The sequence below is a fragment of the Kitasatospora herbaricolor genome (assembly GCF_030813695.1).
Classification (GTDB): Bacteria; Actinomycetota; Actinomycetes; order Streptomycetales; family Streptomycetaceae; genus Kitasatospora; species Kitasatospora herbaricolor.
Map to the genome: position 1 here is coordinate 6,823,715 of NZ_JAUSVA010000002.1, position 16,800 is coordinate 6,840,514.

General features: G+C 72.8%; 11 protein-coding genes. 3 read left to right on the forward strand and 8 right to left on the reverse strand.

Features of this window, described 5'->3' with window-relative positions; translation table 11 throughout:
* Positions 1-62: 62 nt before the first annotated feature.
* Together J2S46_RS29910 and J2S46_RS29915 are read right to left on the reverse strand one after the other, a co-directional pair.
* Positions 63-830: a helix-turn-helix transcriptional regulator gene (locus J2S46_RS29910; protein ID WP_268255702.1), complete on the reverse strand. Its 768-nt coding sequence runs from the start codon at positions 828-830 to the stop codon at positions 63-65.
* Positions 831-976: 146 nt separating this feature from the next.
* Positions 977-2,341 carry a carotenoid oxygenase family protein gene (locus J2S46_RS29915; protein ID WP_191291283.1) on the reverse strand — a complete coding sequence of 455 codons (1,365 nt, stop codon included), beginning with the start codon at positions 2,339-2,341 and terminating at the stop codon, positions 977-979.
* A 76-nt stretch (positions 2,342-2,417) separates the two neighbouring features.
* Here J2S46_RS29915 and J2S46_RS29920 point away from each other — a divergent pair, with 76 nt between their 5' ends.
* Positions 2,418-3,059: a TetR/AcrR family transcriptional regulator gene (locus J2S46_RS29920; RefSeq protein WP_191291282.1), complete on the forward strand. Its 642-nt coding sequence runs from the start codon at positions 2,418-2,420 to the stop codon at positions 3,057-3,059.
* A gap of 37 nt (positions 3,060-3,096) precedes the next feature.
* Here J2S46_RS29920 and J2S46_RS29925 read toward each other — a convergent pair whose 3' ends face one another.
* Positions 3,097-4,074, reverse strand: a complete 978-nt coding sequence (locus J2S46_RS29925; protein ID WP_191291281.1) for a hypothetical protein — start codon at positions 4,072-4,074, stop codon at positions 3,097-3,099.
* A gap of 186 nt (positions 4,075-4,260) precedes the next feature.
* Here J2S46_RS29925 and J2S46_RS29930 point away from each other — a divergent pair, with 186 nt between their 5' ends.
* Positions 4,261-5,241 carry a DUF1702 family protein gene (locus J2S46_RS29930; RefSeq protein ID WP_191291280.1) on the forward strand — a complete coding sequence of 327 codons (981 nt, stop codon included), beginning with the start codon at positions 4,261-4,263 and terminating at the stop codon, positions 5,239-5,241.
* Positions 5,238-6,611, forward strand: a complete 1,374-nt coding sequence (locus tag J2S46_RS29935; protein WP_191291279.1) for a cytochrome P450 — start codon at positions 5,238-5,240, stop codon at positions 6,609-6,611. Before J2S46_RS29930 ends, J2S46_RS29935 begins: the two co-directional genes overlap by 4 nt.
* Positions 6,612-6,685: 74 nt before the next feature.
* On the opposite strand, the gene J2S46_RS29940 is transcribed toward J2S46_RS29935, so the two are convergent.
* From J2S46_RS29940 to J2S46_RS29960, 5 genes are read right to left on the reverse strand one after another with little or no spacing between them, the layout of a single operon-like run.
* Positions 6,686-7,240, reverse strand: coding sequence for a flavin reductase family protein (locus J2S46_RS29940; protein WP_191291278.1), 555 nt, complete (start codon positions 7,238-7,240; stop codon positions 6,686-6,688).
* Positions 7,241-7,243: 3 nt separating this feature from the next.
* Positions 7,244-7,729, reverse strand: a complete 486-nt coding sequence (locus J2S46_RS29945; RefSeq protein ID WP_191291277.1) for an acyl-CoA thioesterase — start codon at positions 7,727-7,729, stop codon at positions 7,244-7,246.
* Positions 7,730-7,731: 2 nt separating this feature from the next.
* Positions 7,732-13,620: a type I polyketide synthase gene (locus J2S46_RS29950; protein WP_191291276.1), complete on the reverse strand. Its 5,889-nt coding sequence runs from the start codon at positions 13,618-13,620 to the stop codon at positions 7,732-7,734.
* Positions 13,617-14,633, reverse strand: a complete 1,017-nt coding sequence (locus tag J2S46_RS29955; protein WP_229912902.1) for an enediyne biosynthesis protein — start codon at positions 14,631-14,633, stop codon at positions 13,617-13,619. The genes J2S46_RS29950 and J2S46_RS29955 overlap by 4 nt, the downstream gene beginning before the upstream one ends.
* Positions 14,630-16,570 carry a CRTAC1 family protein gene (locus J2S46_RS29960; RefSeq protein WP_229912901.1) on the reverse strand — a complete coding sequence of 647 codons (1,941 nt, stop codon included), beginning with the start codon at positions 16,568-16,570 and terminating at the stop codon, positions 14,630-14,632. Before J2S46_RS29960 ends, J2S46_RS29955 begins: the two co-directional genes overlap by 4 nt.
* Positions 16,571-16,800: the final 230 nt, after the last annotated feature.

The window sequence follows — 16,800 nt, forward strand, 5'->3', positions numbered from 1 at the left end:
GGCCCGGCGGGATGGTCCCTGCTGACCATCCCGCCCGTCGGGGGCCGGCGCGTCCCGGCCGGTCAGGCGCCGGGGACGACGGAGGCGGTCACCTCGGCCGATCTGATCGGGAGCGCCGCCTCCAACGGCTGCCAGCCGTCGAGTTCGGGCAGGGCGATCAGGATCGGGATGTCGAGGTTGCACGGCGGGCGGGTCATGATGTCGGCCTCGACGGCCTTGCCGCCGGAGATCACCACCGGCTTCTGGACCGCCCCGATGAACAGGGGCTGACGGACCATCGGGCCGGGGGCGACGGCTCTCCTGGGCACCACGGCGACCCGGACGGACCACTGGCCGTCCGGCAGGCCGATCAGCCGGTAGCTGCCGGGGCCGTCGAGGATGTCGCAGGACTTCGGCTGGCCCTCGGGGATCGATTCCTTGAAGGCGGCGACATAGATGCGGATCGGGTGGGGCGATTCGGGGACGTACACCTCGCCGTGGACGGATCCGCGGTGGGCGGCGGGGTTTCCGGGGCGCAGGGCACTGGGGGTGGCGCTCATGCCGAGCTGGCACATCAGTCGGAACCGGGCCGGCGGGACGCCGACGCTGCGGGTGAAGCGGCTGGTGAAGGTACCTAAACTGTTGTATCCGACCATGATGGAGATGTCGGTGACGCTCACCGAGGTCTCCAGCAGAAGCTTCTTGGCCATACAGAGCCGGACGGCGGAGAGGAAGCGGCTGGGCGAGGTGCCGGTCAACGTGCGGAATACGCGTGAGAAGTAGAACTTGCTCAATATTGCCGTATCCGCGATATCGGTCAGTGTCAATGGTTCGTCGAACCGTTCCCACATCGTCGCGACGGCTCGCTCGACAGCGTCATGCAAGGAAGCTCTCCATTCCCCTGGGGTGGATGCCCTATTTGTGCTGCTGCATTGGCGGATTGAGCCTAGCGAGGGGGGCCGATGGGCGCAACGGTGCCTTTTGGGACGGGAATGGATCATCCGTGGGCGGACGCAACCCATTGGGTGTGGAATCCGTGCGGGACGCGGACCGGAAGCGGGACGACCGCGACCGGGGGGCCGGAGAACCGGGCCGTGTCGAGCACGATCAGCTCGCCGCGGTCGGTGCCGGCGTCGTGGACCAGGGAGAGCAGCCAGCCGTCCCCCTCGGGGGCGTGCGCCGAGCGCGGGACGAAGACCGCCCCGCCGGCGTCCCGGCCCGGGCCCAGCTCGTGGGTGTCGCTCACCCCGGCGGCCAGGTCGTGCCGCAACAGGGTCGGGCCGGCCAGTGCGAAGCCCTCGTCCGGCCGCAGGCCCACGGTGAAGGCGTAGCGGTGGCGGGAGCCGGCGAAGCGCTCGTCGATCCGGGGGAACTCCTGCGCCCGGCCGTCGAGCCGGTGCTCGCGCACGGTGCCGTGGCGGCGGTCGACGGTCCAGCGCCACAGGGTGGGGGTGGACTCGGTGGGGTGCAGCTGGTCGCGGTCGAAGACCCGCTCGTGGCGGATCACGTCGACGACCGTCCGGTCGCCCTCCTCGTAGGCGTTGACCGGGTGGAAGACGAAGCAGGGGTCGATCTCCAGCCACAGCACGTCGGCGTCCGAGCCCTCGCGGGGAAGCAGTCCGAGCCGGGCGCCGTGGTTGTCGTCCCAGGTGTAGGGGACGCGGGAGCCGGCGGCGGCCGCCTGCGGGTCGTAGGTGACCGGCAGGTCGTAGATGATCGCGTGCCGGTCGGTCAGTGAGAAGGCGTGCACCATCGGGGTGCCCTTGACGGTGATCGGTTCGGCCCGCCGGACCTTGCCGAGCGAGTCGACGGTGAGGTGGGTGAGGTGCGGCAGGGTGTGGTCGTGGGCGAGGGCGTGCAGTTCGCCGGTGAGCGGGTCGCAGACCGGGTGGGCGGCGAAGCCGGCCGGCAGGGTGCCGTCGAGGTCGATCCGGGCCAGCGTCTGCAGCTCGTCGCCGATCTGGACCGGGAGCGCGCCGCCGTCGCCGAGGGCGAGGGTGCGGCCGGCGTGCCGGACCAGGCCGGCGTTGACGGTGTCGGCGAGGCCCCGGCGGGGGCCGGGGGTGGGCAGCTCGCCCAGCGCGCGGGCGACCCGGTCGCTGCGCAGCCAGCGGTTGCGGTACCACTCGGCGCGGCCGCCGCGCAGCCGCAGGCCGTGGACCATCGCGTCGCCGGCGAAGGCGTGGTCGAGCGCGGGGTCGTGGGCGCCGAGCGGGTTGGCGCCGATCCGCAGCAGGGTGCCGTCGAGCTCGGGCGGGAGCTGGCCGCGGACGGGCAGGCCGTGCTCGGTGGTCTCCTCGCCGACCGGCCGGTATCCGCCGGTCAGGAGGTGCGACGTGGTGTGGGCGTGGGCGGTGGGCATCCGGCGTCTCCTTGCATATCGACGTTATATAACACTGTTGTGTCAAGGTTCGCGCGGCCGTGAGAGGATGTCAAGGGTGAGCCCACGTCAGATCGATCCCACGCTAGGACCGCAACTCGTGGAGACCGCCGCGAGGTTGCTCGCGGAGGAGGGCCCGAAGGCGCTGTCGACCCGTCGGCTGGCCGCCGAGGTGGGCACCTCCACGATGGCGGTCTACACGCACTTCGGCGGCAAGGGCGACCTGGTCCGGGCGATGGTCCGGGAGGGCTTCAGCTACCTCAACCGCAGCCTCACCGAGGTCCGCGAGAGCGAGGACCCGGTCGCCGACGTGGCCGTGCTCGGCTGGGCCTACCGCCGCAACGCCCTGGAGCACCGCAACCTCTACAACGTGATGTTCGGCGGCTCCGTGCTCGGCAGCTTCTCGCTCGCCGACGAGGACCGCCAGCACGGGCGGTACACCCTGGAGACCCTGATCCACGCCGTCGCCCGCTGCATGGAGACCGGACGGCTGCGCCCCGGTGACCCGCAGTCCGTGGCCCACCAGCTGTGGATCGCCCTGCACGGGCTGGTCACCCTCGAACTCGGCGGCTACCTGATCCCGCCGAACGACGCGGACACCTGCTTCGAGGCCCAGGTCGCCGGGCTGCTGATGGGCGCCGGCGCCGACCCGGCGCAGACCCTGGAATCGCTGGAGCGGGCACGCGGACGGCGGACCTGAGCGCGCCGCGCCCAGGTCCGCCGAGGTGCCGCCGAGGTCAGTGGGCGGCGTTCCAGGGCGCCGTGGGCCACCAGATGTAGCCCAGCCGGCCCAGGATCCGCACGTCCCAGTACACCAGCGTGAAGACGCCGGCCACCAGGAAGGCCGCGGCCGTCACCGCCGCCACCCGCCCGGGCGAGGCCGACAGCCAGCGCTGCAGCCGCCCGCCCAGCCCGTACGTCAGCGCGACCACCAGCACCGACATCACCAGGATGTTCCCCAGCGACTGCAGGGTGAAGGCCGCGGCGCCGTACAGCGGGTTGTGGGTGGTCGCCGCGTGCCGGAAGAGGTCCCGGAACAGCGGGTACGGGCGCCCGATCAGGAATCCGCCCACCAGCGCGCCCAGCACCACCATCGGCGCGTTCGGGAACCGCCGGGACACCGGCCCCAGCGGATCCTTCACCACGCCCGCCGCGGCCAGCCCCAGCACGATCATGGCCAGCCCGATCAGACCGAAGGCGATCATCGACTGGGCGCTGCGCGCCGAGATGGTGCCGGGCGCCGCCGTGGCCGTCGAGAACTGCGGCATCCGGGTGCCGACGAACCCGACCAGCGCGCCGTACGCGGCCGACACCGGGATCATGCCCGCCGCCATCCAGGCCAGCGGCCGTACCGTCTGCAGGAGCTTCTCCCGGCGCGAGCCGGCCCGGCCCACCATCGGACCCACCGCGCCGAACACGGCGATGTTGCAGGCGGTGAAGGAGCCGGCCAGGCCGGTCACGAACGCGAACAGCACGCCGGACGCGACGCCCGCGATCGGCGTCTTGTGGGCGTCGTGGCCGAGCAGGGCGTTGGCCGTGTTGACGCCGATCTCGGTGTCCACCAGTTTCGAGGACCAGGCGTAGGAGAGGAACAGGGCGAAAGCGGCGCTCAGCAGTACCAGGAGTCCGCGGCGGCGCGGAAAGCTCCCACTGACGAAGAGCGAGGTACGGGCGGCCTCGGTGACGGGCGCCGGCGCACGCTTGAGATCACTCACGTAGGTGTTCTTCCTCTGGAGGGGCGGTGCGGGACGGCTTGATTCTGGGGGGGCCGTGGGCCCCACGTCTTCTTCCGTCGTGCTCTCGGCTGAGCACGTTCGAAGTAGACGGCCCTTCCGGCGGGCGGCAAGGATTTCGGTTGGAGAGCTGCGCCCAATAGCAGCCCCGATCCCCGGAGGAAAAACATGGCGGGTTCTTGGCGTGCGCTCAGGCGCCGCATTCTGACCCCAGATCATTCCGAAACACTGCTTTCCAAGCGAGGCTTCCACGAGAAGAGCGCGGAATCCCGGGACCTCCTGGAGACCGTCGGCGCGACCTTTCTCACCGGCTACGCCTACGTGATGGAGGCGCGGACGGTCGCCGACGCCGAGACGCGGCTGGAGGAGATTCCCGAGCAATTCCGGGGATTCGCCTACGAGGGCGCCGGAATGGGCGCCGCGATGCTCGACGGCTTCGGCCTCGGCAACGGCCGCAAGGTGGCCGACCTGCTGGCCGGCCGCGGCCGCCACCACAGCTACATGGTCTACGTCGGCGTGGGCTGGGCGATGGCCAGGCTGCCGCGGTTCCGCTGGGCGGCGGTCAGCCCCCCGGACCCGCTGCTGCGCTGGCTGGTGCTGGACGGCTACGGGTTCCACCAGGCGTACTTCCACACCCGCAAGTACGTCCACGAGCACTACCAGGAGCGCGGCTTCCCGTGGCCGAAGGGCGGCCCCGCCGGCTACTCGGACCGCGCGCTCGACCAGGGCATCGGCCGCGCCATGTGGTTCGTCGGCGGCTCCGCCCCCGATGTGGTGGCCGACCTGATCGACCGGTTCCCCGAGTCCCGCCGGGAGGACCTCTACAGCGGCGCCGGGCTGGCCGCGACGTACGCGGGCGGCGGCGACGAGTCCGAGCTGCGGGTCTTCCTGCGGCGGGCCGGCAAGCACCGCCCGCAGGTCGCCCAGGCCTCCGCCTTCGCCGCCACCGCGCGGGTGGAGGCCGGCCTGGTCACCCCGCACACCGAACTGGCGGCGCGGTTCTTCTGCGACCTGACGCCGCAGCAGGCGGCCGCGCTGTGCGACAAGGCCCGGCCGGTCCCGGTGGTGGACGGCGCGGTGCCCGCGTACGAGGTGTGGCGCCGCCGGATCGCCGAACAGCTGGTGGCCCAGGGCGACGTGGTCGCATGAGCGCCCCCGACGCCGCGCGCCCCCGCGCCCGGCGGCTCCCGCCCGGCCCGCCGGCCCGCCGGGCCCCGGCCCTGCTGGCCAGCATGGCGCGCGACCGGCTCACCGTGATGACCTCGGCGGCGCTGCGCTACGGCGACGCCGTGCGGCTGCCGCTCGGTCCCAAGACGCTGTTCTTCTTCAACCACCCGGACCACGCCAAGCGGGTGCTGGCCGACAACGCGGCCAACTACCACAAGGGCATCGGCCTGGTGCACGCCCGCCGGGCGCTCGGCGACGGGCTGCTGACCAGCGAGGGTGATCTGTGGCGCGCCCAGCGCAAGGTCATCCAGCCGGTCTTCCAGCCGCGGCGGATCAACCGGCAGACCGGCGTGATCGCGGAGGAGGCGGCCAAGCTGGTCGCCCGGCTGCGCGCGCACGCCGGCCGCGGGCCGGTCGACATCCGGGAGGAGATGACCGGGCTCACCCTGGGCATCCTCGGCCGCACCCTGCTCGACGCGGACCTGGGCGCCTACGAGTCCATCGGGGAGTCCTTCGAGGTCGTCCAGGACCAGGCGATCTTCGAGATGATGTCGCTCAGCGCCGTCCCGTCCTGGCTGCCGCTGCCCCAGCAGCGCAAGTTCCGCCGGGCCCGGGCCGACCTGGAGCGGATCACCGCGGCGCTGGCCGCCGAACGCGCCGCGAATCCCGGCGACGACGGCGACGACGTGCTCTCCCGCCTGATCGAGGCGACCGCCGCCGAACCGGACGAGGCCGTCCGCCGGCAGCGGATGCGCGACGAGCTGGTGACCCTGCTGCTGGCCGGGCACGAGACCACCGCCTCCACCCTCAGCTGGACCTTCACCGAGCTCGACCAGCACCCGCTGGTGTGGCAGAAGGTGCACGACGAGGTGGTGAGCGTGCTCGGGGACCGCCAGCCGACGCCCGAGGACCTGCACCGGCTGACCTACACCTCGATGGTGCTGGAGGAGGTGATGCGGCTCCATCCGCCGGTCTGGATCCTGCCCCGCAAGGCCCAGCAGGAGGACGAGATCGGCGGGTTCCACGTGCCGGCCGGCGCCGAGGTGCTGATCTGCCCGTACACCCTGCACCGCCACCCCGACTTCTGGGAGGCGCCGGACCGCTTCGACCCGGAGCGGTTCGCGCCGGACCGGGCGGGTGGGCGGCACCGGTACAGCTACATCCCGTTCGGCGCCGGCCCGCGCTACTGCGTGGGCAGCAGCCTGGGTCTGCTGGAGGCGACGGTGGTGATCGCGGCCGTCGTCCGTGAGCTGAAGCTGGCGAAGGCCCCCGGCCATGTGGTCCGGCCGGAGCCGATGCTGACCCTGCGGGTCCAGGGCGGTCTGCCGATGACCGTGCACCCGGTCGACTGAACCGGTCCCGCCCATGAAGGAGCCCCCCGGCCGGGTGCACGGCCGGGGGGCTCCTTCAGGGGCGGGGCGGTCGGTCAGTCGTCCAACCGGTGGAAGCCGCCCGCGAAGTAGAGCAGCGGGTCGTCGGCCGGCCCGCGGCCGATGTCCAGCACCGAGCCGAGGAAGATCGAGTGGTCGCCGCCGTCGTACTCGGCGGTCAGCTCGCACTCCAGCCAGGCCTGGGCCCCGACCAGCACGGGGGCCCCGGTGAAGCGGCCGGGAACGCTCTCCACGGCTTCGAACTCCTGCGTGCCGCGGGGGCGGTGGCGGTCCGCGAAGTGCCGGGCCGCCTTCTCCTGGCCGCCCGAGAGCACCGAGACGGCGAAGGCCTGCTCGGCCAGGATGGTCTCGTGCACGGCGGCCGTCCGCAGCACACAGACCAGGATCACCGCCGGGTCCAGCGAGACCGAGGTGAAGGAGTTGGCCGTCATGCCCCGAGGGGCGGTCCGGCCGGCCGTGAGCACGGTGACGCCGGTGGCGAACCTCCCCAGCACGCCGCGCAGTTCGCTCCGGTCGTGGGTGGGGCGCTGGTGCTGGACGGGCCGGGCGGCCGCCGGGCCGCCCGCGGGCAGTCTGTCCGTCGAGGTCATCGGCTACGCCTCGCTCGGGACGGGGACGGGCTGCCCGGCGGCCCGCGCGGCGCCGGCGGGCTGCGCCGCGAACGGCTCCAAGGCCTGGCGCAGCTGCTCCGGGACCCTGGTCGGCCGAGTGTCGTTGTTCGGCCCGCGCATGCACGCGACCCGCTGCTGCCCCCGGGCGACCAGCTCCTCGCCACCGCCGGGGGTCAGCTTCACGTAGTCGAAGGCGAAGCCGATCTGGGTCTGGGTGAGGTCCTGCAGCCGCATCCGGATCGACAGCTCGTCGAAGGCGGTGATCTCCGCGAAGAACTCGCAGTCCACCTTGAGGGTGAACAGCTTCAGGTCGTCGCGGATGTCGGCCAGCACCTCCGGGGCCAGCTCCAGCAGGAACATCTCCCGACAACGGCCCTGCCAGCGCAGGTAGTTGACGTAGTACACATTGCCGACCAGGTTGGTCTCCTCGAAACCGACGAGGTGGCGGTACTCGTAGAACGGCTGCATGTTCAGTCCTCGCTCTCCGACATCAGGGCGAACATCACCGGTACGTCGACCCCGTGCAGGGCCGTCGGGAAGGTCGCGATCAGCGCGTCGCCGGACCGCAGCAGCACCCAGCGCTCCGGGACGTCCGGGGCGTCGGCCAGCGTCAGGCCGGCCAGCGCGCGGCCGTTCTTGCGCAGGCACTCCGTCGCGCCCCAGACCCGGGCGGCCGCGGGGGAGAGCTGCTCGCCGTGCTCGGTGGCCAGCAGTTCGGCCAGCGCGAAGCCGTCCGGGCCGAGCAGCGCGGCCCAGTCGGCCGCCGAGCGGTCCGCCACGGGCTCCACGTCACAGCCCACCGGGCCGGACCCGAGCACCGTGAAGGTGACCCCCGCACCGTGCGAGGAGGACACCCGGCCGGCGTCGATCTCCGGCCGGCCGTCCGGTCGGTAGCGCACCGGCGTCTGCCGCCCGAGCGCCCAGGCGACGGCGGCCGCGGTCCGTTCCCGCCGCTCCGCCACCCCCTCCGCGGGCCGGTAGCCGTCCGGCAGGACGACCCCGCGCACGGGCGTGCCCAGCAGCGTCTCGGCGCGGCGCTCCAGGTAGCCGCCGAGCAGCGCGGGGTGCCAGGGGCCGGTGCCGTCCTGCTTGCGCACCGCCCGTAGTTCCAGGCCCTCCCAGCGCTCGACCAGCAGGCCCTCCTGGTCGCGCACGTCGAGGTCGTACAGGTAGGTGTCCCCGTCGCGGGAGCGCTCGACGGCGTGCAGGGTGACCTGCTTGTCGGTGTCCTCGCCCGCCGGCGCGGCCAGGTGCAGCCGCGCGACGCTGACCGGCAGCAGGGTCGCGTCCGGGACGCAGGCCTGGATCGAGTGCATCAGCGCGTCCCGGGTGCCAGGGTCGGCCAGCACCATGCTGTCCGGCAGGTAGCCGGCGAACCAGGGTGCGGTCGAGGCGGTGGCGATCTCCGCGACGCAGCCCTTGGCGGCCAGCTCCCGGTAGCCGAGCAGGCGCTGGAAACGTCCGCCCTGGAAGAGCACCGGGCCGTAGAGGTCACGGGCCGGGTCCAGCGGCACCCGCGGGGCGTCCTCGGCGACCGGCCGGGGGCCGGCGTCCTCGGGCGCCGGACCGCCGAAGCGCAGGGTGGCCCGGAAGTGGTCCGCCAGGAAGCCGGTCTCGCTGCTGCGGATCACCGCCTGGACGGTTCCGGCCTCCTTGGCCAGCACCGCGACCCGCACGGTGGTGGTGCCCCCGACCGGGACGACGATCGGCCGCAGGAACTCCATGTCCTCCAGCGTCGGCACGCCCGGGAGTCCGAGCAGGGCCGAGCCGGCCTGCGACATCGCCTCCATGCCCAGGACGGCGGGGAAGAGCAGGTCCCCGTCGAGCAGGTGGTCGGAGAGGTAGGGGTCGCCGGCAGCGGAGAGGTCCGCGTCGGCCACCAGCTCGATGCCCGGGTAGTACGCCTGCGGCCGCTCCAGGAAGCGCAGCAGCGGCAGTTCGCGCCGGCCGAGGTCGAGCGTGGGCAGACCGCCGGCCCGGCCCATCACGACCATCGCGGTGGGCGCGGCCGGGTCGGCGAGCAGCTGCTTCAGCAGGGCGACGCCCTGCTCGGTCGGGATCGGCTCGATGCCCTCGCGGATCAGCGCCTCCAGCACGCCGAGCCGCTCGCCCATCCCGGCCCCCGACCACACCGACCACTCCAGGGCCAGGCAGCGGCAGTCCGGGTAGTCCTCCTGGACCCGCAGGGTCAGGTCGGTGAGCCAGTCGTTGGCGGTGGCGTAGTCCGCCTCGCCGCGCAGGCCGGCCCGGCCGATGATGGAGCCGAAGGTGACCAGCAGCCGCAGCGAGGCCGGGTCGGTGGCGGCCAGCACGTTCTCCAGGCCGGTGATCTTGGTGGCCAGGGTGCGCCGGAACGAGGACTCGTCCAGGCTGGCGAGGCCGTGCGGCTCGTTGCGGCCGGCGCCGTGCAGCACGGCCGTCACCGGCCCGAGCGCGGTGCGGATCTCGCTGACCGCGTCCTTGACCTCGTCGGCGGAGGTGACGTCGGCCCGGGCGTAGTGGAAGGCCACGCCGGCGGCCGTCATCCGCTCCAGGTTCGCCGCCAGCTCGGCGTCCTGCGCCGGGTCGGAGCGGCCCAGCAGGCCGATCGAGGCGCCGGTGTCGAGCGCGAGCTCCAGGGCGCACTCGGCGGTGATGCCCTTGCCGCCACCGGTCACCAGCAGCACGTCGGTGCCGTCCAGGGCCGGGTGTCCGGCCCCTTCGGCGGCCGGCGCCAGCGGCCGGAGCACCGGCACCCGGCGTACGCCCTCCCGGTCGTAGTGGATCTCGGCGAAGCCGGAGGTCCCGGCCACGTCCGCGGCGATCCGCGTGCCCAGCTCCCGCGCGGCGGCGTCGGCCAGGTCGTCCGGCAGCGGCAGGGTGACCAGGGTGGTGGTGACCCCCGGCGCCTCCAGGTGCAGGGTCTTGGCCAGGCCCGCCGCACCGCGGCGGTCGCCGACCGCGACGAACCGGCCGCCGCCGCCGGTGGACAGCGCGGCCCGGGCGGCGCTCAGCATCAGCGCCGCGTGCTCCTGCCCGCAGTCCCGCGGCAGGCAGAGCAGTACCCCGCCGCCCAGGCCGGCCGCGTCCAGCGAGCGGCGCAGCGCCTCCGCCAGCGGGTGCCGCTCCGGGGCGAAGAGCTGCCAGCGGCCCGGAGCCTGCCCGGGCCGGGCCGGGGCCGCCGCCGGGGCCGGGACGAGGTCGACGGCGAACGCCCGGACCCAGGGCGCGACGCCGGACGCGATCCGCGGCGCCTCTTCGCGGCCGTCCGCGGTCTCGGCCAACTCGTCCAGCATCCCGGCGAGTTCACCGAGGGTGGAGGTCGCGAAGGCGGAGGTGACCATCGGGGCCGAGATGCCGAGCTCCTGCGCCGCCTGGTTCATGATCTGGCCGACGGTGATGGAACTCAGGTGCAGCTCGTCCAGCGGGTTGATGCCCGGGTTGACCGCCTCGATGGGCAGTTCGGCCCGGTCGGCGGCCAGCTTCAGCAGGACCTCCAGGCTGCCGGCGCCCGGCTCGGCGGTGGCCGTGGCCGTGGCCTGGGCCGCGGCACCGGCCGGGGCGGCCGCCGTGGCGACGGCTGCCGGCGCGGCGGGCAGGTCCTCGCGCCGCAGGCCCGCGAAGGAGAAGTCCCCCTCGGGGGCCGACTCGGCGGGGCTGGCGAAGAAGCGGAACTTCTTGTCCAGCGGCAGCGGCCGGGTGAACCGGTCGCGGAACAGCTCCGCGTGCCGGACGGGCGCGCCCAGCGCGAACGCCGCCGCCACCGCGCCGAGCAGGCCGGCCAGCGAGGCGCTGTCCGACTCCAGCGAGACGGTCGGCACCGACGGCGCGATCTCGGCCGCCAGGCCGCGCAGCACCCGCCCGGGACCGACCTCGACCAGCAGGTCGACGTCGGAGGCCAGTGCCCGGACGGCCTCGTCGAAGCGCACCGGGTCCAGCACCTGCCGGGTGAGCAGCTCCACCACGTCCACCTCGGACGGGAGTTCGTCGCCGGTGACGGTGGAGAGCATCCGCCCGGTCAGCGGGGCGAAGACCTCGGTCGCCAGGTGCGCCCGGAGCCCTTCGGCGGCCGGGGCCACCGCCTCCGAGTGGAAGGCGTGCGACACGTTGATCCGGGCGGTGCCGAGCCCGGCGGCGGCGGCCTTGGCGCAGACCCGCTCCACCGCCGCGACCGGCCCGGAGACGACGGTCTGCGCGGGGCTGTTGTAGCCCGCGATCACCACCGGCTCGCCCGCCAGCAGCGGTTCGACCAGCGCGGCCTCGGCGGCGATGCCCGCCATCGTCCCGCCGCCGTCACTGGCGTCCGCCATGATCCGGCCGCGGGCGGCGGCGGTCCGCAGCAGCGCGGCCTCGTCCATGGCGCCGGCCCAGTGCAGGGCGGTCACCTCGCCCAGACTGTGCCCGGCGGCGCCGACGGCCTCGATGCCGAGGGCGGACAGCACCCGCAGCCCGGCGACGGACGCGGTGACGATCCGCGGCTGCGCCACGGCGGTGGCGACCAGGTCGCCGTCGGCCGGCTGGGCGTGGGTGCGGTACAGCTCGTCCACGGTGGCGAAGCGCCGGCGGATCGCGCCGCCGTCGCCGCGCCGCCCGGCGCCCTGGCCGGGGAAGAGGAAGCCGATCCGGGGGTTGAGCCCCGCGTTGCCGAGGTACACCCCGCCGTTCGGGTCCAGCACCGAGCGGGCGCCGGAGTCCAGCAGGGAGAGCAGCTTGGTGAAGCGCTGCTCCGCCTGCTCCGGGTCGGCGACGACCACGGCGGCACGGAACCGGCGGTCGGCGAGGTCGCCCTGCAGGGTGGCGGCCAGGTCGCCGAGCTCGGCGAAGGACAGCCGGGGGGTGAGCCCCGCGAGGGTGGCCACCTTGCCGCGCAGCTCGGCCATCCCGTCGGCGTCCAGGAGCAGGAGTTCGACGTCCTGCCGGGAGGCGACGAGCCGGCGGGTGGTGGTCCCGACGCCGGTCTTGCGGACCCCGTCGGCGTGCTCGACCACCACGTGCGCGTTGATGCCGCCGAAGCCCATCGAGGAGACACCGGCCCGGATCGGCGCGTCCTGCGGCCACAGTTCGGCCTGGTCGGGCACCCGCAGGGCGGGCCGCTCGCCGGTCAGCTCCGGGTGCGGGTCGTGGTGGCTGGTGGCCGGGGGGATCACCTGGTGGCGCACCGCGAGGATGGCCTTGAGCAGGCCGGCCACGCCGGCCGCCGCCTTGGTGTGCCCGAAGTTGCCCTTGACGGTGCTGATCGCGGCGGGCGGCGCGTCCGGGTCGGCCGCGCGGCGGGCCTCGGTGAAGGCGCGCAGCTCGGTGGCGTCCCCGACCGCGGTGCCGGTGCCGTGGCCCTCGAAGTACGAGACCGTCTCGATCCCGAAGCCGGCCGTGGCGTAGGCCCGCTGGAGGGCGAGCCGGTGCCCGCTGGCCTCGGGGCGGGTGATGCCGCCCTTGCCGTCCGAGGAGTAGCCCCAGCCGGCGATCGACGCGTACCGGAACCTGCCCTCCCGGCGGGCCTCCTCGTCGCGCATCAGGACGAGCATGCCGCAGCCCTCGCCGGGCCAGAAGCCGTTGGAGCCCTTGTCGTAGACCTTCATCTCGCCGGTGGCCAGCGCGCCGGTCTTGGCGAAGCCGATCACCTCGAAGGGGTCGATGCTGAGGTCCACGCCGCCGACGATCGCGACGTCCAGCCGCCCGTCGACCAGCGCGTCGCAGGCGGTGGCGACCGACAGCAGCGAGGACGAGCACGCGCCGTCGACGGTGAACCCGCCGCCCTTGAAGTCGAAGTGGTTGCAGATCCGGCCGGCGATGGTGTTGGCCAGCCCGCCGGCCAGGGTGTCCTCGCCGATCGGCGGGAACGGGCTCTTGTAGCGCTCCTCCAGCCCCTCCAGGAACCCGGCGAGCGAGGCGTCGTCCCAGCCCTGCTCGCGCAGCGCGGCGCCGACCGTGCGCCGGACGTACGGCCAGCGCAGCCGCATCAGGTTGGCCCGGCTGAACTCGCCGGTGAGGGTGTTGCCGATGATGACCCCGGTGTTGGCGTCGGCCAGTCCGGCGCCGAGCGGGAACCCGGCGTCCTCCAGGGCCCGGGCGGCGGTGTCCAGTGCCAGCCAGTGGGTCATGTCGGTGGCGCGGAAGGTCGAGCCGGCCACCCGGTGCTTGACCCGGTCGAACTCGAAGCCCTCGATCACCGCGGCCTTGGCGGAGTAGAACTTGTCCGGCGCGGACGGGTCCGGGTCGTAGTAGTCCTCGGCCCGCATCCGCTCGTCCGGCAGGCGGCGGAAGGCCCGGCGACCGGTGAGCACGTTCTGCCAGAGCTGGTCCGGCGAGTCCGCGTCGGGGTAGCGGCAGGCGATGCCGACGACGGCTATCCCCGTCGGCTCGTTGCGGTTGGTGGTCATGCGGCCATCGCCTCGGATCCGGTCGGTTTGCCCAGCTCGGCGGCGATGCTGTCGCCGAGTCCGGTCCCGTTCGCCTTGGCGGTTCGGGACCGCTTGATCAGGTGCGCCACCCACCAGCCGGCTCCGCGCAGCCCGCAGACCACGGTGACCGCGAAGAACAGCGTGTAGACGACGTTGAAGAGCATCAGGACGCCGTAGACCATGGCGACCCAGGAGCCGAACATGAACTGGTTGCGGGGCTTGGACGGGGTGGTGCCCGGGTCGCTGATCATGTAGTTGGTGAACAGCACGAAGGCCACGCCGCTCATCGGGCCGAGCGCCGAGAAGATGGCGACGTCCCAGACCCAGTGCCGGATCAGGGCCTGGATCACGAACCCGCCGAGCCAGCCGACGATCAGCGCGACCTTCTTGGTCAGCAGCGCGTTGATCACGGTGCCGGAGGTGACGATGATCAGCGGGATGGCCACCCGGAAGAACGTGTTGGCGTTCTCGGTGAACTCGTACGGCGGGGCGATGCTCACCCAGGAGCCGTAACAGACCAGGGTGACGGTGATCCCGAAGTTGGACGGGTTCATGAAGTGCCGCATCCGGCCGGCGACCGGTGCCTGCAGCGCGTGCTTGCCGGCCACGCCGACGAAGGTGGCGAAGAGCACCGGGAGGAGCTGGTCGTTCGCGTAGAGCAGCATGTTCGCGGCCAGCGCGGTGATGTGCGAGGGCAGCAGGAACTCGTACATGCCGCGCATCCCGTTGCCGAGGAAGCGCGGGGTGCGGCGCTGCGCCCAGGCGCTGAGGACCTCGAAGACGATCTCGGTGAAGTAGGCACTGAGCACCGCGATGATCGGCCAGAGCCAGGGCTGCTCGAAGCCGAGCAGGGTGTAGCCGAAGGCGTTGAAGACGGAGATGGAGATCGCGAAGTTGCGCAGCGCGAGGTAGCGCGGGTCCTTCGCGGCGGGGGGTGCGGCGGCGGGGACGGGCACGGGCTTGGGGGCCGTGCGCGGGGTGACGGGACTCATCGGCTCGGAACCTCCTGGACGTCACTGGTCAGCAGCAGCGAGTGGGTGCCGGGCTGCAGCTGCTCGGTCTTCTCGTGCATCGCGCCGGAGGTGTCCCGCCAGCAGAGTTCGACGGTGACCGGGCCGTTGTAGGCGGCGAGGCCGAAGTGCACGTCGAAGCTGCGGTACCCGCCGTGGCCGCTGCCGCCGTCCAGCTGGGAGACCCGGGTGCCGTCCGGCGTGGTGATCTTGACGGTGGCGCCGTACGCGGGGGTGCCGGTGTTGGTGATGCCCTGGCCGGCCGTGCTCTCGCCGGAGGGGCGGTACAGCCGCAGGTTGAGGAAGTTGCCCGGCTTGGGCGCCTGGTTGGCGTAGAAGGCCGGCGGCCCCCACTGGCGGGCGACGGCGAAGTCCAGCAGGCCGCTGCCGGTGGTGTCACCGGTGGCGATGGCACGGGTCGGGGTGGGCACCGCCAGCCCCAGCTGCTTGCTGATGTTGGCGAAGGTGCCGCTCGGCGTCCGGGCGTAGAAGGCGAGCACGTCGTCGCCGGCCAGGTCGTCGCCGGGCTGGACGTTGGGCCACATCGCCGGGTTGGAGAGCAGGTCGTCGTTGGTCATGGCCATCTCCTGCAGCCACGGCCACCGGTCGATGTTGCCCTTGACGAAGCCGTCGGCCTGGAGGATGGAGAGATTGCCGTCGTTGCGGAAGTCGGCCATCTTGGTGTCCCAGCCCCAGCCGGTCCACGCCACGCCGTGCTCCCGCGCCTCCTGGGTGAACGGCGCGACACCGTCCTCCAGTTGCCGCTTCATGTCGGCGTTGTCCTTGGCCCGGTTCACCCAGAGGAAGTTGGACTCCTCCAGGCCCCAGGCCGCGGTGATGTTGCTGACCATCATGTCGAAGTTGCCGTTGTTGTCGATGTCGGCGAAGTCGACGCCCATGCCCTTGAACGAGCCCTTGCCGAGCACGAAGGACTTGGGGGTGGTCGAGTCCCGCCGGCCGGTGGCCTCGATGAACTTGATCCGGCCCGGCGTGGACTGGTTGTGCAGCAGGTGCGCGTGGCCGAAGTCGTTGGCGATGTAGAGGTCAGGGCGGCCCTGGCCGGTGAGGTCGGCGCCCGCGATGGCCAGCGTCCAGCCGGTGGAGGCGTCGAAGGGGATGGCGTCCCGCTCCTCGACGAAGGCGACGTCCGGCTCGGGGCCGGCGCTGGCCTTGGCCCAGCGCAGCACGTGGTCGCCGCCGGCGTTCTTGGCGCTGGAGAGCGATTCGTTCATCTCCACGTTGTTCAGGCCGGTCGGGTCCAGCACGTCCGAGTCGGGGAAGTAGTTCCCGATCACGATCGACGGGTGGCCGCTGCCGTCCAGGTCGCCGACGTAGGCCGCGTCGGTGTTCCAGCGGGGGCCGTGGTACCGGCCGTCGAGGGACTGCGAGGACACGACCTCGCGCGGCGTGTAGCTGCTGGGCGAGAGGGTGCCGGCGTCGGAGTTGGCCAGGAAGACCACCGGGGTGCGGCCCCAGTAGGTGGCGAGCAGGTCGGTCCGCCCGTCGCCGTTGAAGTCGCCGGGGGTGCAGCCGGTCGGGGCCATCGCCTTGTCCATCGGCAGCGGCGCGGCGTCCAGCACGAACGGGGTGAAGCGGTCGGCCTGGCGGGCCGTGGGGGTGTACGTCACCACGATCTGGTCGGTCCTGGTGTCGACGATGCACATGCCGTCGGCCAGGCCGTGCCCGGTCAGGTCGTTGATGGCGATGCCGGCGCCGACCGACGAGATCCAGGAGCGGATCTTGTGGTAGGCCGGGTTCACCACCCGGACGGTGTTCATCGGCTGGGACTCGTACCCGGGAGGCAGCGCGATGGGCATCTCCTGGAACTTGTACTGGGTGGCGACCTCGTCGCCCCCGGCCACCGCCACCCCGTCCCTGACGGCGAAGAACAGTGAGGTGGCCACCACCACCGTCGCCACTCCCGGAATCAGTCTACGAATTCGCTCGCGATACAACGCATTCCCCTCTCCATGCAGGCATTCCGTGCAGGAATAACAATGTGATGGATGCTCGGCCGGATAGGCGCTTCAACTCCCTTTGTGGGCCGTCATAGTTTTTGAGCATGGATGAGCCCCTGCCGTGACGCTTCTCTCATCTTGCCCACCGGTTCTGCGGCCCCGGTCAGGAGGGAGAGCACGCTCGGAGAAGA